This is a genomic window from Paenibacillus suaedae, assembly GCF_032337355.1.
In the GTDB taxonomy this organism is placed as follows: domain Bacteria; phylum Bacillota; class Bacilli; order Paenibacillales; family Paenibacillaceae; genus Paenibacillus_B; species Paenibacillus_B suaedae.
This window is the reverse complement of the sequence record NZ_JAVYAA010000001.1, coordinates 1,386,852-1,412,284: the sequence shown is the minus strand read 5'-3', so window position 1 is coordinate 1,412,284 and position 25,433 is coordinate 1,386,852. Positions and strand designations below refer to the sequence as shown.

19 protein-coding genes are annotated in these 25,433 nt (G+C 48.2%); 4 read left to right on the top strand and 15 right to left on the bottom strand.

The window, feature by feature from the left end; translation table 11 throughout:
* Positions 1-3: 3 nt before the first annotated feature.
* Entirely contained in the window at positions 4-2,052 is a 2,049-nt protein-coding gene (locus RQP50_RS06230) for a methyl-accepting chemotaxis protein (protein WP_315744053.1), read from the top strand.
* An 81-nt stretch (positions 2,053-2,133) separates the two neighbouring features.
* On the opposite strand, the gene RQP50_RS06225 is transcribed toward RQP50_RS06230, so the two are convergent.
* The 8 genes from RQP50_RS06225 to RQP50_RS06190 form a co-directional block, all read right to left on the bottom strand.
* Positions 2,134-4,440 (bottom strand): glycoside hydrolase family 65 protein, encoded by a 2,307-nt coding sequence (locus RQP50_RS06225; protein ID WP_315744051.1) that lies wholly within the window; start codon positions 4,438-4,440, stop codon positions 2,134-2,136.
* Positions 4,441-4,502: 62 nt separating this feature from the next.
* Positions 4,503-5,252 carry a beta-phosphoglucomutase gene (pgmB, locus tag RQP50_RS06220; protein WP_315744049.1) on the bottom strand — a complete coding sequence of 250 codons (750 nt, stop codon included), beginning with the start codon at positions 5,250-5,252 and terminating at the stop codon, positions 4,503-4,505.
* Between the two features lie 57 nt (positions 5,253-5,309).
* Entirely contained in the window at positions 5,310-7,505 is a 2,196-nt protein-coding gene (locus RQP50_RS06215; RefSeq protein ID WP_315744047.1) for an alpha-L-rhamnosidase-related protein, read from the bottom strand.
* Between the two features lie 94 nt (positions 7,506-7,599).
* Positions 7,600-8,442: a carbohydrate ABC transporter permease gene (locus RQP50_RS06210; RefSeq protein ID WP_072727793.1), complete on the bottom strand. Its 843-nt coding sequence runs from the start codon at positions 8,440-8,442 to the stop codon at positions 7,600-7,602.
* A gap of 13 nt (positions 8,443-8,455) precedes the next feature.
* Entirely contained in the window at positions 8,456-9,352 is an 897-nt protein-coding gene (locus RQP50_RS06205; protein WP_065293701.1) for a carbohydrate ABC transporter permease, read from the bottom strand.
* Between the two features lie 60 nt (positions 9,353-9,412).
* Entirely contained in the window at positions 9,413-10,708 is a 1,296-nt protein-coding gene (locus RQP50_RS06200; RefSeq protein WP_072727792.1) for an ABC transporter substrate-binding protein, read from the bottom strand.
* A 110-nt stretch (positions 10,709-10,818) separates the two neighbouring features.
* The gene (locus RQP50_RS06195; RefSeq protein ID WP_315744044.1) at positions 10,819-13,188 is read right to left on the bottom strand and encodes a glycoside hydrolase family 65 protein; all 2,370 of its coding nucleotides are present in this window, start codon (positions 13,186-13,188) and stop codon (positions 10,819-10,821) included.
* Positions 13,189-13,304: 116 nt separating this feature from the next.
* Positions 13,305-14,321, bottom strand: a complete 1,017-nt coding sequence (locus RQP50_RS06190) for a LacI family DNA-binding transcriptional regulator (RefSeq protein WP_315744042.1) — start codon at positions 14,319-14,321, stop codon at positions 13,305-13,307.
* Positions 14,322-14,730: 409 nt separating this feature from the next.
* On the opposite strand from RQP50_RS06190, the gene RQP50_RS06185 reads away from it, so the two are divergent.
* Entirely contained in the window at positions 14,731-14,919 is a 189-nt protein-coding gene (locus tag RQP50_RS06185; RefSeq protein ID WP_065293698.1) for an aspartyl-phosphate phosphatase Spo0E family protein, read from the top strand.
* A gap of 229 nt (positions 14,920-15,148) precedes the next feature.
* Here RQP50_RS06185 and RQP50_RS06180 read toward each other — a convergent pair whose 3' ends face one another.
* The 7 genes from RQP50_RS06180 to RQP50_RS06150 all read right to left on the bottom strand — a co-directional run bounded on the left by RQP50_RS06180 (position 15,149) and on the right by RQP50_RS06150 (position 23,966).
* Positions 15,149-15,715 carry a TetR/AcrR family transcriptional regulator gene (locus tag RQP50_RS06180; protein ID WP_315744603.1) on the bottom strand — a complete coding sequence of 189 codons (567 nt, stop codon included), beginning with the start codon at positions 15,713-15,715 and terminating at the stop codon, positions 15,149-15,151.
* A gap of 124 nt (positions 15,716-15,839) precedes the next feature.
* Positions 15,840-17,525 carry a long-chain fatty acid--CoA ligase gene (locus tag RQP50_RS06175; RefSeq protein ID WP_315744039.1) on the bottom strand — a complete coding sequence of 562 codons (1,686 nt, stop codon included), beginning with the start codon at positions 17,523-17,525 and terminating at the stop codon, positions 15,840-15,842.
* A gap of 62 nt (positions 17,526-17,587) precedes the next feature.
* Positions 17,588-18,367: an enoyl-CoA hydratase/isomerase family protein gene (locus RQP50_RS06170; RefSeq protein ID WP_315744037.1), complete on the bottom strand. Its 780-nt coding sequence runs from the start codon at positions 18,365-18,367 to the stop codon at positions 17,588-17,590.
* A 65-nt stretch (positions 18,368-18,432) separates the two neighbouring features.
* Entirely contained in the window at positions 18,433-19,518 is a 1,086-nt protein-coding gene (locus tag RQP50_RS06165; RefSeq protein WP_315744035.1) for a phosphotransferase family protein, read from the bottom strand.
* 87 nt (positions 19,519-19,605) lie between these two features.
* Positions 19,606-20,382 (bottom strand): SDR family oxidoreductase, encoded by a 777-nt coding sequence (locus RQP50_RS06160; protein ID WP_315744033.1) that lies wholly within the window; start codon positions 20,380-20,382, stop codon positions 19,606-19,608.
* A gap of 76 nt (positions 20,383-20,458) precedes the next feature.
* Positions 20,459-21,685, bottom strand: coding sequence for an acyl-CoA dehydrogenase family protein (locus RQP50_RS06155; protein WP_315744032.1), 1,227 nt, complete (start codon positions 21,683-21,685; stop codon positions 20,459-20,461).
* Between the two features lie 163 nt (positions 21,686-21,848).
* Positions 21,849-23,966, bottom strand: coding sequence for a cohesin domain-containing protein (locus RQP50_RS06150; RefSeq protein ID WP_315744030.1), 2,118 nt, complete (start codon positions 23,964-23,966; stop codon positions 21,849-21,851).
* 648 nt (positions 23,967-24,614) lie between these two features.
* Here RQP50_RS06150 and RQP50_RS06145 point away from each other — a divergent pair.
* Both RQP50_RS06145 and RQP50_RS06140 read left to right on the top strand, forming a co-directional pair.
* A complete protein-coding gene (locus tag RQP50_RS06145; protein WP_315744028.1) occupies positions 24,615-24,848 on the top strand; it encodes a hypothetical protein in 234 nt (77 codons plus the stop codon).
* Positions 24,849-25,310 (top strand): divalent metal cation transporter, encoded by a 462-nt coding sequence (locus RQP50_RS06140; RefSeq protein ID WP_315744026.1) that lies wholly within the window; start codon positions 24,849-24,851, stop codon positions 25,308-25,310.
* Positions 25,311-25,433: the final 123 nt, after the last annotated feature.

The window sequence follows — 25,433 nt, the reverse complement described above, 5'->3', positions numbered from 1 at the left end:
AAAATGGTAACACATAAGAAGTGGGGCATTCGCATCGGGAATATGTCACTGCAAGTAAAACTTCCGTTGTTAATCAGCACCTTGGCGGTATGCATGTTGATTGGAACGAGTTCTATTTTGTACTGGTACGGGTCCGACATGCTTTTGAAGGAAAGCAAGAACAACATGATTTTGAATGCCAACCGCATCGGTGAAGGGTTATGGTCGTCCGTGCAGCTGGAGGAGCAGTCCATTTATTTGGCGTCTATTAATCAGACATACCTTTCCTTGCTACAGCTTCGGGCGGAGCATTCCTTAAAGGATAACGATTTTTTCTCTGAACGCAATCCGCTTTTCACGAAGGCAAATAAGCTGATGGCTGATAGTCTCAAAACGAGCTCGGGCAGTCTCATCGATAAGAACGGCATCATCATTGCGAGTTCGAACCGAGACAACATTGGAAGCAGCCGCACGGATCGAGCCTATTTCCAAGCGGCAATGAAAGGACAATCGTTCATCAGCGAGTCGATTGTATCCAAAAGTACCGGCAGTCAGGTGGTTGTGTTCGCTCAGCCTATCCTGGGAGATGGCTCGAATGTTGAAGGTGTGTTTATTATGACCGTGAACACCTCGTTTTTTGTAGACCAACTGAAGCATGCGGACGAAAATGGGCAAGGAAGCACCATAATCTTGGATCGCGAAGGCCGAACCATCTTCCACTCAAGCAATAACTCGGCAATTGGGCAGATGGTAGAATCCGATAAGTTTAATTCAGTCGTTCAGACTCCGGTTAAGGGGCAAATCTCCCGAGGTGGTATTGAGGATCCGGAATACTTTATCCGTTATTCCAAAATTCCGAAAGCAGATTGGACAATTGTGGTGCAAGACAGCTATAAGAATATTAAGAAACCTCTTAATGATCTATTCGCCAAAATATCGATCATTACACTTGTTGCCCTATTGATATCCTTGACGGTGGGTATCCTCATCTCACGTACGATTACGCGGCCAATCGCAAGACTAACCGACTTGTTCAAGACATTGGCGTCCGGCGACCTTACCGTTGCCGCAACAGGCAACTACAAGAGTGAATTCAAAGACTTGGCGGACAGCTTCACCGTCATGGTCGAACAAAATAAGAGCTTGATTTCCCAAATGAATCACTCCATCGAGCACTTGAACACAAGCACAAATGAATTGGATACCGCCTCCAAGCAGACGACGATATCCATTCAGGAAACATCGATTACGACCATGGAAATCGCCAAAGCGATAGAGTCCCAAGCGCTTGATACCGAGCAAATCGTAAATAAGTTCGGTGATCTTGGGGATAAAATTGCAGTTGTCAATCAATTGTCATCCGCTGTGAAGGATCGGACGGATTCCATTATTGAAGTCTTCCATAGCGGAAATGAAGTCGTGAATCAGCTGATCCATACTCATGGTGACAGTGAACAGGAAGTTGCTTCAATCGCAGCCATCACGACCAAGCTGGAGGAAAGCTCCTTGCGCATTGCCTCCATTACGGAAACCATCGGCAAGATTGCAAAGCAAACGAACTTGCTCGCCCTTAACGCATCGATAGAAGCAGCACGGGCTGGGGAGCACGGCAAAGGATTCGCCGTTGTTGCTTCCGAAGTAAGACAATTGGCGGAGCTATGTGCAAAGCAATCAAGCGAGATCGAGGAAATCATCACAGACAACCTAAGCTTGGCGCAGGAGGCAAATGGATCAGTAAGAAGCCTTCAACATGTGTCTGCCAAGCAAAATCAATACGTAGATGATACAAAGCTGGCGTTTGAAGCCATTTTGAACAACGTTGTTGACATTACAGAACAAATCAAGGGCATGGCCTACGAAATGGACAACATGAAGCGAGGCAAAGAGGACGTTATGGAGCTGGCTCAGAACTTGTCCGCTTCTGGCGAAGAAGTGTCTGCTTCCGTTGAGCAGGTAACCTCTACGATTCAAGTACAATCGGCTATGGTGCAGCAATTGTCCTCGATGATTGAAGAGATCGACTCATTGACTAAGCAGTTAAGAGAGGCTTCCTCGAAATTCAAAACCGAATAGAAAGAAAAATAGACCGTTTCCTTGCTGGGAACGGTCTATTTGTGTAAATATTTTCGTGTCGTGCGGAACGATTTTCCTATTTTATTGTAATTCTATTGTCATACTGTCTTCCAGCACGAACGGTTTATTTCCATGTTTCAGCCGAACCGGCTCACCCACAGCTAACGTATATGTCGCAGCGTCCTTGGTTACCGTTACTTCAACGATACTGCCATGATACTGCACTCGGAACGCGTAGCTGCTCCAAGCTGCTGGAATGGTCGGACAGAAGGTTAGTTCGTGCTCGTCATGGCGCATGCCCGCAAAGCCGTTCACGATTGTCAGCCAGCTGCCGGCCATGGAGGCGGAATGAATGCCATCCTTGACATTGCCATGGAAATCGTCCAAATCCATCCGCGCCGATTGCATGAAATAGTCGTACGCTTTCTCGATCTCGCCAAGCTCTGCCGCGACAATGGCATAAATGCAGGCCGACAGGGAAGAATCATGCGTCGTCAGCGGCTCGTAGTACCAATAATTGGCTAGCTTCTCTTCTTTCGTAAAACGATGTCCCTGCAAATAAAAGGCAAGCACCAAATCCGCCTGCTTGAGCACCTGGTATTTATAGATAACCATCGGATGGTAGTGTAACAGAAGCGGATATTTATCCTTGGGTGTTCCCTCAAAATCCCATACGGCCTTGTCCAAGAAGCTATCGTCTTGTCCGATCAAGCCTTTTGCACGGTGAACATACATTTGCTCAGCCATTCTTGACCATTCATCCAATTCTTGATCACTTACCTGATGACACAAGATGAGCCGGTTCCATGCATTTATGTCGTTCTTCATTCGCCGCAGCGAATGTACTGTAAATTCGAGCTGATCTTTCACCATCACATTCGTGTACGTATTATTGTTGACCATTGCCGTATACTCGTCAGGCCCCGTCACCCCATTCAGGCAAAACCCTTTCCCTTCGATCCAATCGCCCGCATCGGCAAAAAATCGGCACGTCTCGATTAAAATATCCAAGCCTTCCTCCAGCAGGTAGGCGTCATCATTCGTCGCCTCAACATACTTTTTCACAGCATAAGCGATATCCGCGTTAATGTGCAGTTGGGCCGAGCCTGCTGGATAATAGGGAGACGTCTCTTCTCCGTCGATCGTCCGCCACGCATACAATGCCCCTGCATAGCCCAGCTCCGCCGCGCGCGCCTTTGCCTTAGGCAGAATTCGGTGGCGATACTTCAGCAATTGACGGGCAATAGAGGGGTTTGTATATAAGAAGAAGGGAAGAACATACGTCTCCGTATCCCAGAAATAGTGGCCCTCATAGCCTTCTCCCGTAATGCCCTTCGCCCCCATATTCGTTTCGCCGTCCCTGCCGACCGATTGAAATAAATGATAAGCATTGAACCGAAGCCCCTGCTGCAGTGCCGGATCGCCTTCTACGGAAATATCTGCAGTACTCCAGAACTCGGCGAGAATGTCCGCCTGCTGCGACTGATACCATTCATAGCCTTTCGTTTTGGCAGAGGTTAGCAGGGCAATCGAACGGAACCATAAGTCGGCTTGCGTCTCCTCCTTACAGCTATGATAGGATATAAATTTATCAAACATGACGGCTTCTCCTTGAACAGCCTCCACCGTGAATGTCATCTCCATTCGTTGATCCTGCATAACCGTTGTGGCTGTGTACGCTGTATTCAAGTCATGCTCCATACCCGACACCAGCGTAAATTCGGTATTTTTCGTGCGATGCAGCATGCCGCCATACGTTCCGTTCTCCTTCAACTCCTTCGTCAACAGCACTTGTCCTGCAAAGCCTGAGCCTGTCCGAGGATCGCCCATCGTCACTTGATTGGTCACTTCCCCGTTCATGGTGGAGACGATTCGCAGTGGCCCCGAGAAATTGAGCGGTGTAACCCGATAACGAATCAAGGCAAGATGCTTCTCAGCAAAAGACGCAAAGCGCTCGATATGCAGGTCGAGCAGCTTACCTTGTCCAGTCTTCCAGCGCAAGCTGCGTGTCATGGTGCCTTGGCGCATGTGCAATTGGCGACGATACTCTTGTACCGTTGACTTCCATACATCGAACCTTTCTCCGTTCACCCACAGCTCAATGCCCTTACTGTCGGTAACGTTCAACATCGTTTGCCTGTTTTTAGCGTAACCGAAGGCTTCCTCCCCATATTGAATCGGAGTAGATTCGTAGAATCCGTTCAAATAAGTTCCGTTCAGCGACAAGCCTTCCGAACCGCTAAAGCCCTCCTCGAAGCTGCCGCGCATGCCGATGTAGCCATTCGCGACGGCGAACACCGTTTCGCTGCGCTGATTATTCACTAGGGCTGGCGTTTCTTCTGTTATTGTCCAGGGCTCATTCGGATAAATGATGCTTCCTTGTCTCATGTCAGGTTCCCCCTTCGCCTATCCGTTGCTAAAAGCAAAGAAGCCGATTGAGGATCGGCTCCTTATTGATTTGCTGCTTCCGCTTTGCCTACCGATTGCAGGAAAGAGAGCGTCAGTGCCTCCGTCGTCGGCAGTACGACATCCGCCCCCGAGGCCTTCAGCAGGTTCTCGTTGCCGATGCCGACCGCCGCCATATGGGCAGATTTAATCGCGGCAATGCCAGCCTGCGCATCTTCGATTCCGATACAATGTTCTGATGGCACGCCTACGGCTTCAGCACCGCGCAGGAATATATCAGGCGCCGGCTTGCCTTGTGCAACTTCGTCCGGATTGACAATATAATCGAACAACGAGGTCAACTCTAAGGATTGCAAAATTTGCGGCGCATTTTTGCTTGCCGAAGCAACGACCGCATGCACACCGTTATCCTGCAGCTCCAGCAGCAATTCGCGAATTCCTGGAAACACATCCTGCGGCTTTACCTGCTTGAGCAGCTCCACATATTGCTTGTTTTTCTTCGTCGCAAGCCCGATTTTGTCCGCATCCGTAAAGTTATGCTCGCATCCTCCATGGCGCAATATGCGCTCAAGCGATTCCATACGGCTTACGCCCTTGAGCTGCTCGTTGAACTCGCGGTCGATGATAATATTCAATTCGGTCGCCAACTGCTTCCAAGCCATATAGTGATATTCCGCAGTATCTGTAATGACGCCATCCAGATCAAATAAGACGGCTCTCACCTTCATCCGATTCTCCCCCTCGCATGTATGCAGCTCGTGATTGTCCTTGCGTTCCATCGTTCCATTTTCCATTGCTCATAGCCTGTTTCACATTTCACAGTTCACATCTTCAAGCAAACGGATATGCCTTTATATGTGCAAATGAATGTGCTTCTCGCTGCTCTCTACGGTTTGTCCATTCCATAAGAATGCGAAGCTCCATGCGTCGGGATTGTCAATCTCAACATGCAGCTTGGAAACGGCGGACATCGTCAACGATATATCGAACAACGCCTCCCCGATTCGAACCTGCCGCAGCCGCATTCGCTTCCCTGCCCAAGCGGTCGGAATGACTGGTTCCAGCCGAACATGGCTGTGATAAGCTTCCGGCTTTATGCCGAAGAAATGGCGGATGACGGGAACAGCCAGCGCATAAGTCGTCCACGCTTGAACCGCGCAGCCATAATCAGGCGACATTTCGCTCATCGAGCCCGGCAGCGCCATGGAGTAGGAGCGCAGCATCCGGTTCAACAAATCCAAGGCCGCATCAGCATTGCCATAGGTAGCCTCAGCTACAGCATGCGCTCCCGTCGAGATCGTCATCATGCCCTGCTTATACAGAGCAGCCAGATAAGTTCCATACTCGCCGATGAACTCCTCGTTCCGCATACTTGCCAACGCTCGCTGCGCACGATCAGCCTGGGCAATTCCCGCTTCCATCGGCGTTACGATCACCCAGTTCTTGTTGAGCAGCCAGCCTCGCTCTTGCTCCTCTTCAGACTGGCCGGCGAGTAAATCTTCGATATACTCGCGATAGTCAGCAATTCCATGCTTCTCAGCCAGTGCTGCCATAACGCTAACCTTGGGAGCGATATCTTTCTTCGCCGCCACTGCGTCCGCATACAGCGATTCCTCTTCGCACCAATACAGCGCTTCAACAGCTTCACGGATGCGTTCATACAGCATGTTGTACCGCTCGTGGTTCTCGCGTTCTTCCAGCACTGCGCTCATGTGCATCAAAGCTTCCACAGCCTTCACGGTGTACACCGCCGAATCGATCAGCTCCATATTCAAGCCGGCGATTTCAATAATTCCATAACCGGAAGGCAGCAGGTCACCATCTGGATCCATCTCCTCAAGCAGCCACTGTAAACCTTGCACACAATCGGGATAGTATTCGCGCAGCAGCTCCACATCGCCAATCCAGCAAAACATTTCCCAGACAAAAGCGATGAAATGCGCGGTTTCCTGCGTATTGCCCGGATTGGCGACGACGCCCATCGTCGTAATCTCATGCACAATGCGGCCATTGCCGTTCACTTCCTTCGACTTCTCCCGCAGCAGCCCCATCGTGTCCCGCACGAGCTGCTGATCACCGATCGCCAGTACGCCCTGCAGCGCATACGTATTGTCGCAGCCGAACCACCACGGATAGTGCGGAGACCCGGCGGTCAATCCTCTGCCGATCCCGTCCACGGTTTGAACAAGCCACTGGTTATTCCACTTCACCCACGCAAACACTTCATTGATTGTGCTCTCCCCTTCGATCTCCAGCTCGGCGCGCTGTGCAATTTGTTCATACAGAGCCTGCTTCTCCTTCAGCAAATGAGAATGAGAAGTCGTTAGTGTCCGATACGTTTGCTCGCATTCCTCACGGGACATATAAGAACCGGCGATTACAACGTGAAAAGACAATCGTTCGCCGGCAGCCAAAGTGACATCAGTGGCAAACTTGATGCCCGTTCCATTCCCGCTCGTGAATTCGGGTCCGAATAAATGCTTGCCTGTTTCCACCTGCTCCCCAGAAAGATCGGTACCGACCAGCACATACCATTCATGGTCACAATCCTTTGCCAACACCGTGCGAGGCGTCAAGATCTGGGCCGTATCCTCCTCTCCGTCCTGTATGCCGATTTCCTCCGAGAACCACACGGGACGAAGATCCGTCCGTGCGAGCAGTTCCAAGCTCAAGTGCGTATCGCAATCCGCATCATTATGGATTTCATAATGAACGACGAATCCTTTTTCCAGCTCCGGCGCGAACTGTGTTCGCGTGATTTCTACCGGTATATGTCCCAAGCCATGGTCGTATTTGAATCGGCTTCCCCATGGCAAATTTTCAAAAGAATCTGATTTCGACCATACGGAAATATGCCGCTCGGTATCCGTGACTTTTAGCCAGAAGCCGTCCAGCAACTTAACCGGGTGCAGCCATACTCCGCCCATTTCATTCGCAACATGATGCCCAAAATCAGGGAAATAACCGTCCTGCGTACCGTTTACTTTAACGTACTCCCCCGCATTCAAGTACACGCTGAAGGGGTGTCTGCTCATCTTGCTTACCATAGTGCCCTCTCCCTTATCGATGTGATTCCACTTGATTCCTTTCCCAGCTCATTCTTTCGAAGCCTCTCCGGTACTTGCCGCCTATTCCCCACTCTTACCCCTTCATGGCAGACGATAAGGATATCCCTTCGATAAAGTATTTTTGTGCCGCAAAAAATACGATGAGCGCAGGGAGCATAATGAGAATGGTGGCCGCCATCAGCATGTTCCATTCGACATTGTATAGACCTTTAAACATCGACAATCCTAACGCAAGCGTATATTTATCCGTCGTATTTAAATAAATCAGCGGACCCTGGAAATCATTCCACACGCCCATGAATGTAAAAATCGCCACGGCAATGAGCGGAGGCTTGCTCAGCGGCAGCATGACCTTCGTGAAAATCGTCCATCGGGTCGCCCCGTCCACGAACGCAGCCTCATCCAAATCCTTCGGTATTCCACGCATAAATTGCCGGATCAAGAAAATATTAAAGGCCCCGCCCCCAAAAAAGGACGGAATGATCAGCGGCAGGAACGTATCGACCCATCCGATCTCTTTGAACATAATGAACATCGGTATCATCGTCACCTGGCCAGGCAGCATCATTGTCGCCAGCAGTACGAGAAATAGAATGCGCTTGCCTCTGAACTTGAATCTCGCAAAGCCATATGCACACAGTGCGGCAGAGAATACGGTACCGATTAAGACCGGAATCAAGATGATCAGTGTATTCGCCAAAAACGTGAAGAACGGTATTGCGGTTACTGCTTTTGCATAGTTATCCCATTTCCAGATATTTGGAAAGAATTGATCACCAAATACTTCACCGGGCGATTTCAACGAGGTCGAAATCGTCCATAATAACGGCACCAAAATAATAAGCGAGCCTGCCGTTAATAGAACAAGTGATAGAACATTAGCCAGCTTCCTCGTGTTGATCGCACTTGTACTCATTGATGGACACCTCTCAATCTCTGTCGTCATCGCCGTTGTAATACACCCACATGGAGGAACTGCGAATGACAAGCAGCGTTAAAATCAAGATAATGGCGAACAAAATCCAGGATAGCGCCGATGCATATCCCATTTCGTAGGTCAAAAATGCTTTATTATACAAATACAAGTTATAGAACAGAGTGGAATTCAACGGTCCGCCGTTGGTCATGACGAACGCTTGCGTGAAATATTGGAAACCACCGATGATCCCCATAATGAGATTGAAGAAAATGGTAGGAGAAATCATTGGAACGGTTACGTTTATGAAACGGCGCAGCATGCCGGCTCCATCCAACTGCGCGGCTTCATACAACTCTTCAGGTACGCCTTGCAGTCCTGACAGGTAAATAATGATCGTATTGCCTATGCCCCATATTCCCATCACGATTAACGCACCGAGTGCGTAAGACGGATCTTGCAGCCAAGCAGGGCCCTGGATTCCGAACCAAGCGAGCGCTTTGTTCAGAATGCCGTATTCCGGATTCAATATCATGATCCACATCATCGATACGGCCACCGCCGGAATGACGGAGGGCATGAAGAAGATTAAGCGAAAGAATTTCATGCCGCGGCTGCGCATATTGAGCAGCATGGCCGCAAACAGCGCAATCATTTGGTACAGAGGAACGGATACGAGTGCAAAGATGAAGGTGACCTTCAATGACTGGTAGAACAGCTCATCCTGAAAGATTTGAATAAAATTCTCAAAGCCTACAAACTGAATCGAATCAATTCCCGTAATAATGTCCCATTTGCTGAAAGAAAGCACGAACGAGAAAATCATCGGCCCGATCGTGAACAACAGCAGGCCCAGAAACCATGGAAGGATAAACCAATACCCGGTTTTTTCCGAACGAAATTTGCCCATAGGAACCTCCTTGAAGAATGGAGGGTGGAGCAGAGCGAGTCGGCTCCACCATACCCCAATTTACTTGATCTTGCTGTCAATCGCTTTTGCGGCTTCATCCAAGGCATCCTTGATGGAGGATCGATCCAGCAAAATTTTCTCTAACGCTTTGCCGAACTCCTCAACGAAGATCGGCCCATTGCCGGATATGAGTGTAACCGGCTTTTTCGCATACTGCATCATTTCAATAACCGGTTTGTCTGCAATTTCCTTGCTTTTTACTTCCTCTAGTTCCTTGACGGTTGCTGGAAGCACGAATCCATTTTCCGAACGCAATTTTTGGGCCTCCGTGCCAGAAAGCCATTTCATGAATTCATAAGCTTCCTTCTTATGCTTCCCGTTCGCGTTCATCGCCCAGCCCGCTGCCGCAATGATACCGGCGCGGTTGCCGCCTTCCCCCTTCGGAATAAGCGCCGTTCCATAATTCACATCCGATTTGTCCAAATCCGACTTCACCCAGCGGCCTGTTACCATCATCGCCAGCTTGTTCGTCATGAACATCGAGCTGTCTCCGCCCAGCGTTTCTGCATCTTGAGGTGTCGGCGACACTTTGTTAGCCCCTTTGGACATGGCGATGTATTTTTCAAGCACAGCAATCGTCTTATCGCTGTTCATGTAGCCTTCGGCTTTTGTCCCGTCCTCATTGCTGATGTCTGCGCCATTGGACCACAGATAGGTGTATATTGGATATTCCCACTTCGTTGCGTTAAAGCCGAATTTTACGTATTTGCCGTTTCCGTCCTTCGCGGTCAGCTTCTGTGCTGTGGCCATCAGGTCATTCCATGTCCAGTTCTCATTTGGATATTCCATCTTCGCTTCATCGAACATCGCTTTGTTGTACCATAAGGACAGCGGGTTGAAATCTTTGGGCAAATAATACAGCTTGTCGTGAATACGGCCCATATTCAGCAGATCCTGCTGGAATAAGCCTGTATCAAAGGATTTATCCTCTGCCAGATAACTATCCAACGGCTCAATTACGCCCTTATCAACATATTTGTAGAAGTCTCCCTCACCGATCAGGAATACGTCCGGCGCATTACCCGCTGCCAGAGAAGTCGTCAGCTTCGTGCCGTACCCATCACCGGGGACGGGTTCGAACTTCACCTTAATATTGTCGTGCGTTTTGTTGAATTCCTCAGCCAGCTTCACCTCGGACTGACCGCTGTTCACGTCTCCCCATGCCGTAAACTTCAGCTCGACGACTTCCTTGGATCCGTCTCCCTTGGCCGAGCCATCTGTCTTTCCACTGCCACAAGCAGACAAAATCAGTGGAACCATCATCGTCACAACCAATAGACAAGCCCATTTTTTCATTTCATAACCCTCCCTTTAGATGTGCACTGTGTTCATGCATGGATCAACTTCATTATCAGCAGCCTCGCAAGGCTATGATTCGTTAATTCGAGAACAATAGAAATAATACCTTATATGGAGCCTGCCCCAATATCGGCAATATCGGAATGTAGAGATAGATTTAGCTCACGCGTGATAAGAACTTCCCTCCCACAAATCGTCAGGGCAATCTCCTCAGCTCCGGAAGACTTGATTCGAACCGCATCTCGTGTGATTTGGATCAATAGCCTACTGCCATGCCAATAGATAGGGAATTCCAGCCTGCTCCACGCTTTCGGCAGACTAGGATTCAGGTGGAGCTTGCCGTCCAGCATCCGCAATCCGGCAAAACCCATTACAACACACTTCCAGATTCCTCCGATCGAGGCCGAATGAATGCCTGCATCTGAAGAAATCATATTCGGCCCTAAATCAATCTCCGTTGCCTTCCTGAACAGGCTGTATGCCAACTCCTCGTCGCCGAAATCTCCTGCCAAAATGCTATGCGTGGATAGCGACAGTGAAGAGTCATGAAGTGTCTTCGGCTCGTAATACTCATAATTGGCCTTCTTCACTTCCGGAGAAAACTTATTTTCCAGCAAGAAGAACAGCATCATAATATCAGCCTGCTTCGATACCTGGAGCTGGTTGATTTGATCCAAGCTGTAATCCAGGAATATGCTGCCAACCTTTTCCTGCCGCTTATATTTGCTCAAGTCGATCAGCGATTTGCTCAAATAGGTATCATCCTGTGGCACGATTTGCTCCGCATTAGACTGTGGCAGATAAATGTTATCGATTTTGCTGATCCAATTGGCATAGGCGGCCTGCAATCCCAGCTTGTCGTCAAGCTGCTGCAGTAATCTTGGCTGCTTCGCTTGAAGCACATCATAATACTGAATGGCGAGCTCCATATTGAAATGAGCCATGTAATTGGTAAACGCATTATTGTTTACATGCTCCTTGTACTCGTCTGGCCCAATGACTTCGTTAATGTGGTAGCGCCCTTTGTTGTCGTCCCATTCCAGGCGGCTCGCCCAAAATACGGCCGTGTCGAAAATCATCTCGTATCCGAAGCGATCCATAAAATCCTGGTCGCCTGTCGCCTGATAATAATGCCAGACGGCGTAGGTAATGTCGGAAGTAATATGCTGTTCGATGAATCCTGACCATATCTTCGTCTGCAAGCCGGTCACGACATCGACATCCCCCCATACCGGCGTAACCTCGCCATCGGATGGCCAAGCTTGCTCCCATGGATACATGGCGCCTTCGAAGCCGTTCTCCTTCGCTTTGCGGCGGGCTCCCTCCAAGCCGAGATAACGATATTCAAGCAAAGAACGAGCAATCTCTGGACTACTGTATATGTAGAACGGAAGGATGAAAATCTCTGTATCCCAGAATGAATGACCCTTATACCCTTCACCGCTGAGACCTTTGGCGCCGATCCCCATACGGTGATCATGAGCTGGAGTCATCGCGACGAGATGATAAATGGCAAACCTCAGTGCCAGCACATCGAACGATTGATCGGAATCAATGCGGATATCGTATTTCGCCCATACCTCTGCCCATTCCCGTTTATGCTGCTCGAACAAAGCATCGTATCCTTGAGCGTCCGCGAGCTTTATTCGATCGAGAGCAAACGCTTTCATTAAGTCCAGTTCATAATTCGCTTCGAACTCACTATCCCGGCTCGTATAGATCGTGCTCAGTTTCTCCAGCGTTAGCGTTGATCCCGCAGGAATATCTATCTCATAGCTCAGCGCTGCCTTGCGGCGATGAATGTCCATCTTAGGAACCAGATCCAATGCCTCTCCATTTAACTTGAAGCGATGACTGGCATGGAGGACGAAATCAATCTGAGATTGCGTCGTCGTCTGCAATAATTGAATGTATTGCTTATCGAAAATCCGCTTCTCTCCCTCATGAAAATGCTGGCTTCCCGTATTGGTAAGCTGCGCATTGATGCCTGAAGTCACTTGCAAACGCACCGCTTCGTTCAGCGGTGTAACTTCCACCTTCATGCCGATCAGGTGCAGCTGATCGAGCGATACGAAACGGTGGAATGCAAATCGCATCCTCTTGCCTACGTCATTCTCCCATATGAAGGTTCGCACGAGCTCTGCATGACGAAGATTGAGTGTGCGCGAGTAGTCCTCCACCTTTCCAGATTCTAAGGAAAATCTGCGGCCGTCAATGCACATATCAAGCCGCGTCACATCCGCCGCGTTAGGCAGCTCGGAAACTTCCCGTTCATCGAACTTGTTGAAGGTTCCGTTGACGAACAAGTTGCGCGTCTCCCCCAAATAAGGCTCCTCGGTAACAGCTCGAAGCCCCATGTACCCATTCCCCAGTGACATGATGGATTCGCATTTGCCGAGACGGAGCGGATCGAATTTTTCCTCCGTGAAAGCCCAGTTCTCGCCTACATCCGGTAAAATTGCGTTGTAATTAAGCATGGCAGATTCCCAGCCTTTCGTTTTACCGAAATCGTTTTCGAAACAGAGATAAAAAAATCGAAAACGATTTCGAAATGATTAAAAATAAAAAATCTTGCCAGAAAACGTTTTCAGGGTCATTGTATCACCTTGATCGTTTCTCTGTCAATAATGCGGAATGGAGTATTAATGTGGGTTCCCGGACAATTATTCTCCAAAATATCGATAAGTTGTTCGAACGCTTGATAGGAAATACTATGGAAATTTTGTCTCACTGTCGACAATTGGGGCGTCATATAGCTGGAAAGGACAATATCATCAAACCCTATGACGGATACGTCATCCGGAATGCGTACACCAAGCTCGCGGCAACGTCTCATAAAGCCAATCGCCATCAAATCGCTGGCAGCAAACACAGCCGTAACATGCGGTTGCTCCTGCAGCAATCGTTCCGTCACCTCATATGCGATCTCCTCAGAAAAGTCGGCGTTGATGACCAGATGCGGATCGACTTCTATCCCATTCTCCGCAAGCGCTTGTTGATAGCCTTCGAGCCGCTGCTTGCTGACTACAGCAAATTCATGGCCGTTCAGCATCGCAATCGATCTATGCCCACGTTCAATTAAATACTCGATGGCGGTCTTGGCAGCCAGTACATTATCCGTCGATACAGATCCCGTATGAGGGCCTGTCAGCATCGTATCGATAACGACGCATGGGAAGTCACTTTTAATAATTTCCTGGAAATATGGATCAGTCGTTTTTAAGCCGGCGATAATAGCGCCAGAAATTTTATGCTCCTTGCAAAACTGCCAATACGACTTGTCCTGTTGCTCCGATAAGCTGCTCGTATATATCACGATTTCATATTTGTTCGTGGTAGCAGCCTCGAACGCACCGCTCATAATCTGCACCAGCAACCCGTCTCTCCCATCGGTACGATCGAAGTTGGAGATAATGAGCGCGATCGACTTCGCGACCTTTTGCTTTAAATTTTTGGCGAGCATATTGGGCGAATACTTCAACTCTTCTGCAACCCGCAGCACCTTTTTCCGCGTTTGTTCGCTTACGTCCGTATATCCGTTTAATGCCTTGGATACGACGGTTACGGACACGTTCGCACGCTTTGCCACATCTTTAATAGATACCATCATTCATCACCTATGCCTCTTGTGCGTCATTAATCATTCCCGCTACTTGCAAAACATGCGGACACAAGTTACTGGATGCCATGCCTATCCTATCTTGATCCGCATTGTATCATGTTATCATAGGTTACTTCTTTTATCTATAATTCGGATCTGCAATAACTCATTTTACTCGATTTGGTTATCTCGCGATGCGGATTGGAGCTTGTACTTTTGTCCCATTTTATAGAAAAACCCTTCACAAACTCTCCCAAATCTCCGATAAACATCATAATATCTCCCAACGATAATTACATTTATCATGCCAATGGAACACATTCGGCAAGTTTTAGATTCAAAAAAAAGTTGATGTGGTATATTTTCCATTATAGGAGCCAGAATGAGCCAGAAACATTTATCAAAGTAGAGAGGGTGAGTGGCTATTGCCCCGTCTAATTCTGATGATCAGCAAAAAAAAGATTTGAAAGATAAAATCGAGCGAATTCGCCAGCAATTGCTTAAAGTGGCAACAGAGAGAAAAAGCCTTACCGACGAGAAGGTAATTGTCTTAAGCCAAGAGCTGGATCATCATCTATTAAAGTTCCAGCAGGAAACAAGGAAATGAACGATTTCAGGTAGAACCTTTCGAAACAGTTGGGTGTACGAAACTTGCGATTACGCGATGATTGTCTTGCACACGCAAAAAGCAGACCACGGATTGCTTGGTCTGCTCCTTGCCGGGGATAGATTCGAAACGGGAGGTCTCGTCTCTATAGTGGCCAATAAATACGATGAAATTGCCGTGATTCACGAACCTCCACAGCCTGAAGCGTATTGTCAATTAAGAATACGTGCTATTGCTTATTCAAACCATTCAAAAACATCTTCGTATAGATCGAAGCAACCTCGACATCGGAAACTGCGCCTTCCGGATTGAACCAAGTGTAACACCAGTTACAGGCACCAAGGATACCGAATGTCATCATATCCGCCGGGATATCATTGCGGAATTCTCCATTCTCCATTCCCTGCTCGATGACGGATTGTAAATTGAACCGGAACTGATCCCGCTTCCCCTTGATTACATTCAGATCCTCGCCCGATATATGAATAAGCTCGCGAAAAAATATCCGTGCGCTGGCACCCTTTTCCGCGATTTCCCGAATCATCATGTTGATTACGCCAGCCAGCTTTTCCTGACATGATCTATCCGGGCGTTCAAAAATGGTTTGCTGTTCTGCTAGTAAATAGTCAATATATTGCAGATGAATATGCGTTAACAGCTGTTCTTTGCTCGTAAAATAATAATAAAAGGTGCCCTTTGTCACGCCGAGCGTGTCGACAATATCTTGAATCGAGGTATCGCTGAACCCTTTCGATTCGAACAGCGCAATACTGTGTCTGATGATTTTATCCTTCATGGACAGCTCCAAGCGTGATTCTCCCCTCATGTCGAATAATATGTTTCTATGTTAGCTTGAACAATAGAGACATGTAAAGGGAACAAGTGGATATTTTGCATTTCAAATCGTTGATACGATTCTTCTATCTGGAGCTCGGTGTTTCCCCGGCTTTCTTCCATGCCTCGTCCTGCAATTTGCGCCATAAAATTTTGCCGCTGCCAGTAACCGGAAGCGAAGCGACAAATTCGATAATTCGAGGGTATTTATAAGCTGCCATGTGCTCCTGCGCCCAGCTTATCATATCGCCTTCCGACACGTTGCCGCGCTCCCCTTCACGCAGGACGATATAAGCCTTGATTTCCTCTCCCTTGCGCTCATCCGGAATGCCAATGACGCATACTTCTTGGATCGCCGGATGCCGATATAGAATCGATTCTACTTCCGTTGGCCATACTTTGAATCCCGATGCGTTAATCATGCGCTTCATTCGATCGACGATGAAGAAGTATCCATCTTCGTCGTACCGCCCAATGTCTCCCGTGCGGAAGAATAATTTGCCCTCCACCTTTACAAAAGCGGCCCGCGTAGCCTCTGAATCATTCCAGTAGCCTTGAAATAACTGCGGTCCGTCTATAATAATTTCTCCTTCTTCCCCCGGCCCTTTTATTTCAAGTGTCATCGGGTCAATGACCCGCGAGTCTACGCCAAAGGCTGGAATGCCAAGACATTGCAGCTTCGGACGGTCAAGCGGATTGCAGTGCGTCTGCGCCATCGTTTCGGATAAGCCATACCCTTCTACGAATCGCAGTCCCGTAACCTGGTAGAGCTTCTCGCCTACGACCTCCGGCAGCCCAGTTCCGCCACCGTTAATCAGCATAAGCGAGCTCAAATCATACTGAGATAGTTCAGGGTTGGCTAAAAAGTCAATAATCATCGTGCTGATTCCTGTCCAATACGTACATTTGTGGCGTTCCATTAACAGGGCAGCCGTGCTGCGATCCCAACGCGTCATGATGACCATGGCTGCACCGACAAAAATGGGAGCGTGCATGCCATGAATCATGCCGATGACATGGAAGAAGGGAAGTGTCGCCAATCCCTGTGCCTCCGGTGTCAATCCCCCCCAGTAGGCAGATGAAATCACGTTCGCTTGTACAGATTTATGAGTGTGCATACAACCCTTTGGCTTGCCGGTCGTGCCCGATGTATACGGGAGAACTGCCAGATCACTTCCCTTCGTCGTCGGGAAGGAACCCCGATGAACAGTCGCTACTTTCATGGCCTCCGTCCAGGACACAGCTTGGGGGGATATTGATTCAAGACGTGATGCCCGGACGATGTCAGGCACTTCTTCACCCACATTGCTGCAGTAATCCGAATAGGTAGCAACAATGATGCGTTCGAGGCGACGATCTGATAATAACGGTTCGATACGCGGATACAGCTCTTGGCTCACAAAGCCAACTCTTGCATTGCTGTCTTCAATAAGGTAGGAAAGCTCTTCGGTGAGATTCATAGGATTGATAGGTACAACGATAGCGCCGGATCGCATAATCGCGTAATAGGAGATAATATACTGAGGACTATTCTGCATATATAACAGCACGCGATCGCCTTGCTCTACGCCGAGATGGAGCAAATAAGCAGCCATCAAATTGACTTCTTTCCATAAGGTTCGATAGGAAATAAAGTTGTTATAATAAATGATTGCCGTCTTATCCGGATAACGGCGGGCAGAAACCTCCAAGTTGTCAGTAAGCGTCGTGTCCGGAACTGAAATGGAAACAGGCAATCGTGCGGGCCAATACGCATAATGGGATTGCGTCATCAAAAATCGCCTCCTCATTGCTAACCATTTTGTCATTCAGAACGAATAAAAACCGACAAGTGCTACAGACCGTTGAATGAAGGCTGTCTCTTCTCGACGAACGCCCGAACACCTTCCTGGTGATCCTCGGTCGTGACCATCATGGCTTGCGTAACTCTCTCCCGTTCTAATATGTCATCCAACGAGGAAGTCAACGACCGGTCGGCGATTTTCTTAAGCATCCCATACGCCTTAATGGGACCCTTCGCCAAGCGAGAGGCGTATTCCAGCGCACCGGATTCCAATTGCTCCAAAGGATACAGCTTATTTACGATTCCCATGCGGTAGGCATAATCCGCATCGATCGGCTCGGCATTGAATAGCAGTTCCTTAGCTCGATGTATGCCAATGAGGCGCGGCAAGAAGAACAATCCCCCTCCATCGGAGATGAGACCGACTTGGGCAAAGCTCATCGCAAATTTGGCGTCATTGGCTGCAACAATCAAATCGCAAGCTAATGCGAGATTGAAGCCTGCCCCTGCCGCGAATCCATGCACGACCGCTATCACAGGCTTCTCGATTTCTTTAATGGAATGAACCAGTTCATTCATCATTCCAATATGATCATAGACGTTATTCGGCTTTGCGCCGCTCATTGTCGTCACGTCTCCGCCTGCACTGAAGGCGCGTCCTGCCCCCGACAAGCAGATGACTCGAATGTCTGTATTTCTCTGCGCCTCCTCCAGCGCATCGATAATCCCCCGAATCATCGAAGGACTGAACGCATTCAGCTTCTCTGGACGATTCAGCTTCAACGACAGAACATGCCCTATCTTTTGTACAAGTAAATGCTCATTGCCCATATCTTAAAGAACCTCCCTATTGTGATGAACTGCAACTCTATCTTGCGCAATAATCGTAATCTAGTTTACAGCTTGCCACGTTCTGCTTGCTGCCAAGCGTGTGCAATCAGCGTCTGTACGGTATCGTTGAAACGGCCGAAGCGCTCATCGCTCGTCTGCCCTTTTTTCCAACGGTAGTAAATTTGCTGACAGATGACCGCCAGCTTGAAGTAAGCGAAGGTCAAGTAGTAATGGGCCTCCGATACATCTCGCCCGCTTTTTGACGCATATGCCTCTAGGAATTCGGCACGCGACATGAAGCCGGAGCGAACCGTAAGCGGAACATGCCCCAAGCCGTGCAGCAGTTCCGACGGATCATTCGGTTCGAACCAGTAGCTGAGCGCTGCTCCGACATCGGCCATTGGATCGCCCACCGTAGCCATCTCCCAGTCAAATACGCCGACGATCTCTGTAAGATTGTCGCCTGCGAACATGATATTGTTCAGCTTATAATCGTAATGGATGACGGTCGGTGTCTGCGAATTCGGCAAGAAATCAGCCAGCCATTTTTTGAGTTTCTCTTCTCCTGGGATCTCATCCGTCTTGGCTCGCTCATAACGTTCTATCCAGCCATGCACTTGCCGACGCATAAAGCCGTCTGGCTGGCTAATCGCCCTTAGATTCGTTTCCCGATAAGGAACTTCATGCAGCCTGGCCAATGTCGAGACCATCGTCTCGGAAATATCCCTGCCCAGTTGAGGCGTATATTCCACATCCGAAGGAAAGCTTCGATCCAACACGATTCCGTTCCGGCGCTCCATCACGAAGAAAGGACTGCCAATGATTGAGGTGTCGCCGCAGTACAAATACGGACGAGGGGCAAGCGAAAAAAATGGATGCAGTCTTGAGAGAAGCGTATATTCGCGCTGCATATCGTGTGCTTTAGGAGCGACTGGCCCCAGTGGAGGACGGCGCACTACTGCCTGCCAATCCCCGCTCCGTATCGCGTATGTTAAATTGGAATGTCCCGCCCCGAACTGCTCCACTGCCAATGGGGCTTCCGGAATATCGAGATGCTCACGTAAATGCTCTTCTAGCGCAGCAACATTCAACTCCTCGCCCTTGCGAACGGGAATCGTATCCTGCTGTAATGTCTCTTGCCTGGACGTCATGGTATACAGACCTCCTTCATTCTTTCAAAATAGCTTTACTGGATAAAAAAGACGAGACACTTGCCTTGGATCGCGATTCAGGGACAGTTACATGGCTGTCATGCCGCCATCCACAGTCAGCACCGCACCGGTGATGTAATCGGAAGCCTCGGATGCCAAAAATACGACGCTCCCCTTCAGATCGCGATCAGATCCGAGCCGTCTCAACGGGGTGAGGCTTACTATTTGTTCGCCTCCGTGTTGAAGAACATCACGGGTCATCTTGGTTGGGAAAAATCCCGGAGCAATCGCATTGACATGAATGTTGTGCTTGCCCCATTTGACCGCGAGATCCTTCGTGAATGCAATGACCGCGCCCTTGCTTGCGCTATAGCCAATGGCATCCAGCCATTCCGGATCCGACCCGCCCAGTCCTGCCACGGAAGCGATGTTGATGATTTTGCCGCCGCGCTGCTCAATCATGATCTTCCCAGCTGCCTGTGCCATCAAAAACGTACCAGTTGCATTGATGTCCATTACCTTATTCCAAGCTTCGAGCGGCATGTCGACAGCTGGCGCGCCCCAAGAAGCACCGCTGTTGTTCACCAAAATGTCGAGACGACCGAACTTTTCTGCCGTCTGTTCCACCACACGCTGAACGTCCTCCGGATTTCTAACGTCACAAGCCATCCCATGACATAAGGAGCCTGTATTCTGTTGGATTCGGGCGGCCGTCTCCAGACATGCGTCAATCCTGCGCGAGCAGAGAACGAGATTCGCACCCGCTTCAGCCAAGCCTTGAGCAATTTGCTCGCCGAGTCCTCGCCCGCCGCCAGTTACAATCGCCGTTCTACCCGATAAGTCAAATAATTGCTTGACGTTCACCTTCCATCCCCCATTCATGAAAAGGCTAAAGTCTCGTTCTGTACCTTCAAATTTGTTCTAATCGTTTCTACCCTTTTCACATCGTAATCGCTTTCATCTCTTCGTACTTGCGAAGCTCCATTTTGGCGATGGCCGCCTTATGCACCTCATCCGGCCCGTCCGCCAAGCGCAGCGTTCTCGCATTGGCCCAATGTGAGGCAAGCGGGAAGTCTTCGCAGACACCTGCGGCCCCAAGCGCCTGAATGGCCCGGTCAATGACCTGCAGCGCCATATTGGGAGCGACCGCTTTAATCATGGCAATTTCAGCTTTCGCCGCTTTATTTCCGACCGTGTCCATCATGTAAGCCGCCTTCAGCGTCAGCAGGCGCGCCTGCTCGATTTCAATACGCGAGGAGGCAATCCAATCCTGCACGACGCCCTGACGGTCTAGCGTCTTGCCGAATGCCGTACGCTGCCGTACGCGCTTGCACAGTACTTCGAGCGCGCGTTCTGCCGCACCGATTAGGCGCATGCAATGATGAATGCGTCCTGGACCAAGCCTTCCCTGCGCAATGGCAAATCCCTTGCCCGGTTCCCACAGCATGGAATCGAGCGGTATACGTACGCGATCATACTCAATTTCCGCATGTCCGTGCGGTGCGTGATCGTAGCCGAACACGGGCAGCATGCGCTTGACATTCACACCAGGTGCATCCATCGGCACGAGAATCATAGACTGCTGCTCATAGGCCGGCGCGTTCGGATTCGTCTTCCCCATCACGATCGCCACCTTGCAGCGCGGATCTCCGGCACCGGAAGACCACCATTTGCGTCCGGTCACGACATATTCGCCGCCTTGCCGTTCGATGGTCGCTTCAATGTTCGTTGCATCCGAGGACGCGACATCCGGTTCCGTCATCGAAAAGCATGAACGGATATTCCCTTCAAGCAGAGGAACAAGCCATTTCTCCTTCTGCTCCCGCGTTCCATACCGCACAAGCACCTCCATGTTGCCCGTATCCGGCGCCGAACAATTGAATACCTCTGGGCCAATAAGGGAACGTCCCATAATCTCGCACAGGGGTGCATATTCTAGGTTGCTGAGGCCTGCACCGTATTCGCTGTCCGGCAGGAACAGATTCCAGAGACCGGCCCGCTTAGCCTGCTCCTTCATCTGCTCCATGATCGGAGGGATCTCCCATCTGCTTCCGGCCTGACCAAGCTGTTCCTCGTACGTTCGTTCTTGCGGATACACCACTTCATTCATGAATTCCAGCAACGTTTTCCGCAAAGATTCAACCTTCTTGGAATAATCGAAATTCATTGGCATAGCCTCCCTTCACTCAACATACTGACCGGTTAGTATGTTAACGTCATACTTACTATAGATCCATTTTCCAAATTATTCAAGACGATTTTGGTATTGAAACTCTTCTGTTTGCTTGATCAAACAAAGAAAGCCGCCCCCATAAGGAGCGGCAAACCTATTATTTATTGAAATCGTAGTTCGGATTAGCCAAAATTGCATTCGTCAACTGAACGAGATCGACATCCGCAACATTGCCTGTGGAGCCCAACAAGTTTTTCAACTCATCCGTCAATTTGTTTTTATCCTCTGTATAGTTAAATCCCAAAAAACCAAGGTGCTTCAGCGTAAAATTAGTGGATTTTCCGTCACCGTTGCCATTACCGTTTCCGTTACCGCCACCATCAACAACAACCTCAATTACTTTTTTACCGAAACTTCTTTCTGCTAATGTAGTTTCAGTCGTTCCGTTATCCGCGATTTTACCTTTTGCTACATCAATTTTACCTTTTCCAAGACCGATTGCTTTGAATGTAAAGTGAACCAAAGTGCCTTTTCCGTTAATGCCGTAATCCTTGCCCAAGCTTGCAGTGATCAATCTTACGGTATCCTCGGACACATTTCCTTTATGGAATAGCCCCATATGGTCTGCTGCTTCCACATTTACAAGCTGAAACTGCGTTTTATCATATTTAACGTTAAAATCTTCTGCGTAAATGTTCGTTGCATTGTTCAATACTACTGCCACAGTGAAAGTCTCATCGAGAAGTACTTTATCCTTCGCGGACTCAATATCTAATGTGACTTCTGAAGCATGAGGCGTAGCGGAAACCTCATTCGATTTCGGCCCAGTCTTATTACTATATATTGGAGAAACGACATAGTAATAGGTTTTTCCATTCTCAAGGTTAAGGTCGCGGTACGTAGTCGTAGTTCCATCCGCCACATCTCCAATTTTCTCGTAGGGCCCCCCCGGTGTTGTCGATCGTTCAATTACATAACCGATAGTATCAGCTACTTGACTCCACTTGAGATTCACGCTATTTGTTTCCGCATTTGTACTAAGAACCGGTGGTTCCATGGCATACTCATAGATATTAAATTCAAAAACGTTTACAGGTTCAGGTTTCATTGGATCATTAAATAGAGCTACACTTGCAATGTCACTTGTTCGAGGAATTTCGATCAATCTTCCATCAGCTTGTTCTAAAGAGATTTTAGTTACATTTTCACCATTTACTTTTATGTATGCACCATCTTTATCAAAGAAAGCGACACTAAGAGCATTATTAGCATTCAATCTTATTGCGCGGACTGTAGCTGGTGCTACTAAATTTGCAATAGCACGACCCTGGTCACCGTCACGACCTGTCATAGAAAACATTCCGGAGTCTTTACGGTAATCTGGAATCACAGGACGATAAAACCCATCCTTGCTTGATGCCATTTCAACATAAATCCCATCCAAGCTGTAACAATAACCAACATAATACCCGTCCAACCATCCTCCACTATAATCCTGCGCCGATTCAATATCGAATGTGGCCCCTGAAGAAGGCGTAGCGGAAGCCTCATTCGATTTCGGCCCACTTCCAATAGGATTCACTGGCGTAATAACATAGTAATAGGTTTTTCCATTCACAAGGTTACGATCGTGGTACGTAGACGCAGATCCCAACACGCTATCAATTTTTTGGTACGGCCCCCCCGGTGTTGTCGATCGTTCAATGGTATAGTATTCAGCAGCAGCTACTCGATTCCACTTGAGATTGACGCTATTTGATCCCGCATTTGTACTAAGAACCGGTGGTTTCATGACATACTCATAGATATTAAATTCCGAAATGTTTACAGGTTCCTTTGAATCATTAATTAAAGCTACTTTAGAAATGTAATTTGCTCGAGGAATTTCGATCAATCTTCCATCAGCTTGTTCTGAAGAGATTTTAGTTACATTTTCACCATTTACTTGGATGTATTCACCATTATTATCAAAGAAAGCAACACTAAGAGCTTTATCAGCTTTCAATCTTATCGCACGTACTGTAGCTGGTTCTACAAATTTTGCAATAGCACGATCCGCATCACCGTCACGACCTGTCAAAGTATATGCGGAACCCTCATTGTTATCTGAAATCACAAAGTTTCCTGGAAGCAATTTCTCGCCTGAAGCCAAATCAACACGAACCCCGTCCAACCATCCTCCACTATAATCTACTGCTGCATATCCCTTCTGTGGTACCATTAGCAAAATCAGCAAAAAAGCCAAAAATGCCAGGTACTTCTTAGATGCCTTCATTTTTCTTACCTCCGGTGATGTATATTTATATTTATGTCCTTACAATCTTAGAGAAGAAGCACAATGATGTCCAAACAATAAATCCTACAAAATACAAAATATTGATATTATTATTTAGATATTTTATGTTTATATAGCTTTTATATTAAGATCAAAAGCTCCTTTATTTTTTTCGTCCATGAAATTTATTCAACACGCATATCCCCAATGTATACGATACGATTGTTGAAACCACCATTAGAATAAATGCTCCTGTACTCATACCCTTCCCCCCTCCTGTAAAATATTTCTATATTCTACTTCTCCTGTTGATCAAAATGTGCTAGTCCAACTGAATTGATGTTGAGAATTTCTCAACACGCTGCTTGTTTCCATCCGTTCTGTTGCAGAATCACAACGAAATTTTAGGTGTCCATGCACTTTTTGCAACATGACTCATAGGATATTCACATCTCACAATGAGGAGGAGCTTGGATGCGAGAGCAAGGACAGAATGCAGGAAGTGCCCGGGCGGAATCATCCACCTTTCAACATTTGATTTCGAAACGGAAAAAGGGTTTAAACGCCACGCCTTACTATTCTGGGCTTTAATGGGGCCAGGGCTTCTCACGATGATTGGCGATAACGATGCTGGCGGAGTGCTGGAGTATGTCATTACAGGGGCTCATTTCGGTTGCGATCTTCACTGGATATTGGACGAAGGAGCGTCTGGCGCTGTTCGTTGGCGCATTGAACTTGGTTTTTGTGGTCGTCACCTTCGTTACTCGTCCGAGCATGTCTGATATCGGTCATGCATTTGCCAGCTGGAATGTCCCTGAAATGCTTCAGGGCAGTCTTATCTGGTATATTGTCGCCACGATCGGCAATGCTGTCGCACCGTGAATGATCTTCTTTCAGGGCAGCGCCATAATTGACAAAGGCATTACCGCCAAAGACCTTCGTCTCGCCCGCATTGACACCATTATCGGCAGCGTGTGCCAAGTGTTCATAGCGATCTGCTGTATTCTAATCGGAGCCTCATTATTCGGTCAGGCTGAAATCTTGAATGAGGATAATCCGTCGACAATCATTATGGCTCTGCACGATCTGTTCGGCCCATGGGCAAGCAGCCTGTTCGGATTCGGCCTATTCAACGCAGGCTTCCTCGCAGCAATCACGATCTCCCTATCCTCCTCATGGACGTTTGCAGAAGCATTCAATTGGAAACATAGCTTAATAACGAACAATAAGAAGTATATGGGCGAGTATAAAAACAGCCTGTTCACAAACATATGGGGTTGGATGGTGGTTGGTGTACTTACGAGCTTAATTGTAATGTTATTCTATGAGACATTTTGGACGTAACATTGATAGAATCGTTTACAGGGGGAGCAGCAGAGGTCGAATACTCATTTCCTGCCGTTGTACCGAAGTCAGGTGCGTTGGATTTGTCACATCTCACTCAGGTTTGAATAGAGACGGGAAGAG

Coding starts and splice junctions, on each gene's coding strand:
- RQP50_RS06230 (WP_315744053.1), top strand. CDS start 4: ATGGTAACACATAAGAAGTGGGGCATTCGCATCGGGAATATGTCACTG.
- RQP50_RS06225 (WP_315744051.1), bottom strand. CDS start 4,440: ATGAGACAAGGAAGCATCATTTATCCGAATGAGCCCTGGACAATAACA.
- pgmB (WP_315744049.1), bottom strand. CDS start 5,252: ATGGAAAATGGAACGATGGAACGCAAGGACAATCACGAGCTGCATACA.
- RQP50_RS06215 (WP_315744047.1), bottom strand. CDS start 7,505: ATGGTAAGCAAGATGAGCAGACACCCCTTCAGCGTGTACTTGAATGCG.
- RQP50_RS06210 (WP_072727793.1), bottom strand. CDS start 8,442: ATGAGTACAAGTGCGATCAACACGAGGAAGCTGGCTAATGTTCTATCA.
- RQP50_RS06205 (WP_065293701.1), bottom strand. CDS start 9,352: ATGGGCAAATTTCGTTCGGAAAAAACCGGGTATTGGTTTATCCTTCCA.
- RQP50_RS06200 (WP_072727792.1), bottom strand. CDS start 10,708: ATGAAAAAATGGGCTTGTCTATTGGTTGTGACGATGATGGTTCCACTG.
- RQP50_RS06195 (WP_315744044.1), bottom strand. CDS start 13,188: ATGCTTAATTACAACGCAATTTTACCGGATGTAGGCGAGAACTGGGCT.
- RQP50_RS06190 (WP_315744042.1), bottom strand. CDS start 14,321: ATGATGGTATCTATTAAAGATGTGGCAAAGCGTGCGAACGTGTCCGTA.
- RQP50_RS06180 (WP_315744603.1), bottom strand. CDS start 15,715: ATGAAGGATAAAATCATCAGACACAGTATTGCGCTGTTCGAATCGAAA.
- RQP50_RS06175 (WP_315744039.1), bottom strand. CDS start 17,525: ATGACGCAATCCCATTATGCGTATTGGCCCGCACGATTGCCTGTTTCC.
- RQP50_RS06170 (WP_315744037.1), bottom strand. CDS start 18,367: ATGGGCAATGAGCATTTACTTGTACAAAAGATAGGGCATGTTCTGTCG.
- RQP50_RS06165 (WP_315744035.1), bottom strand. CDS start 19,518: ATGACGTCCAGGCAAGAGACATTACAGCAGGATACGATTCCCGTTCGC.
- RQP50_RS06155 (WP_315744032.1), bottom strand. CDS start 21,685: ATGAATTTCGATTATTCCAAGAAGGTTGAATCTTTGCGGAAAACGTTG.
- RQP50_RS06150 (WP_315744030.1), bottom strand. CDS start 23,966: ATGAAGGCATCTAAGAAGTACCTGGCATTTTTGGCTTTTTTGCTGATT.
- RQP50_RS06145 (WP_315744028.1), top strand. CDS start 24,615: ATGTCATTACAGGGGCTCATTTCGGTTGCGATCTTCACTGGATATTGG.
- RQP50_RS06140 (WP_315744026.1), top strand. CDS start 24,849: ATGATCTTCTTTCAGGGCAGCGCCATAATTGACAAAGGCATTACCGCC.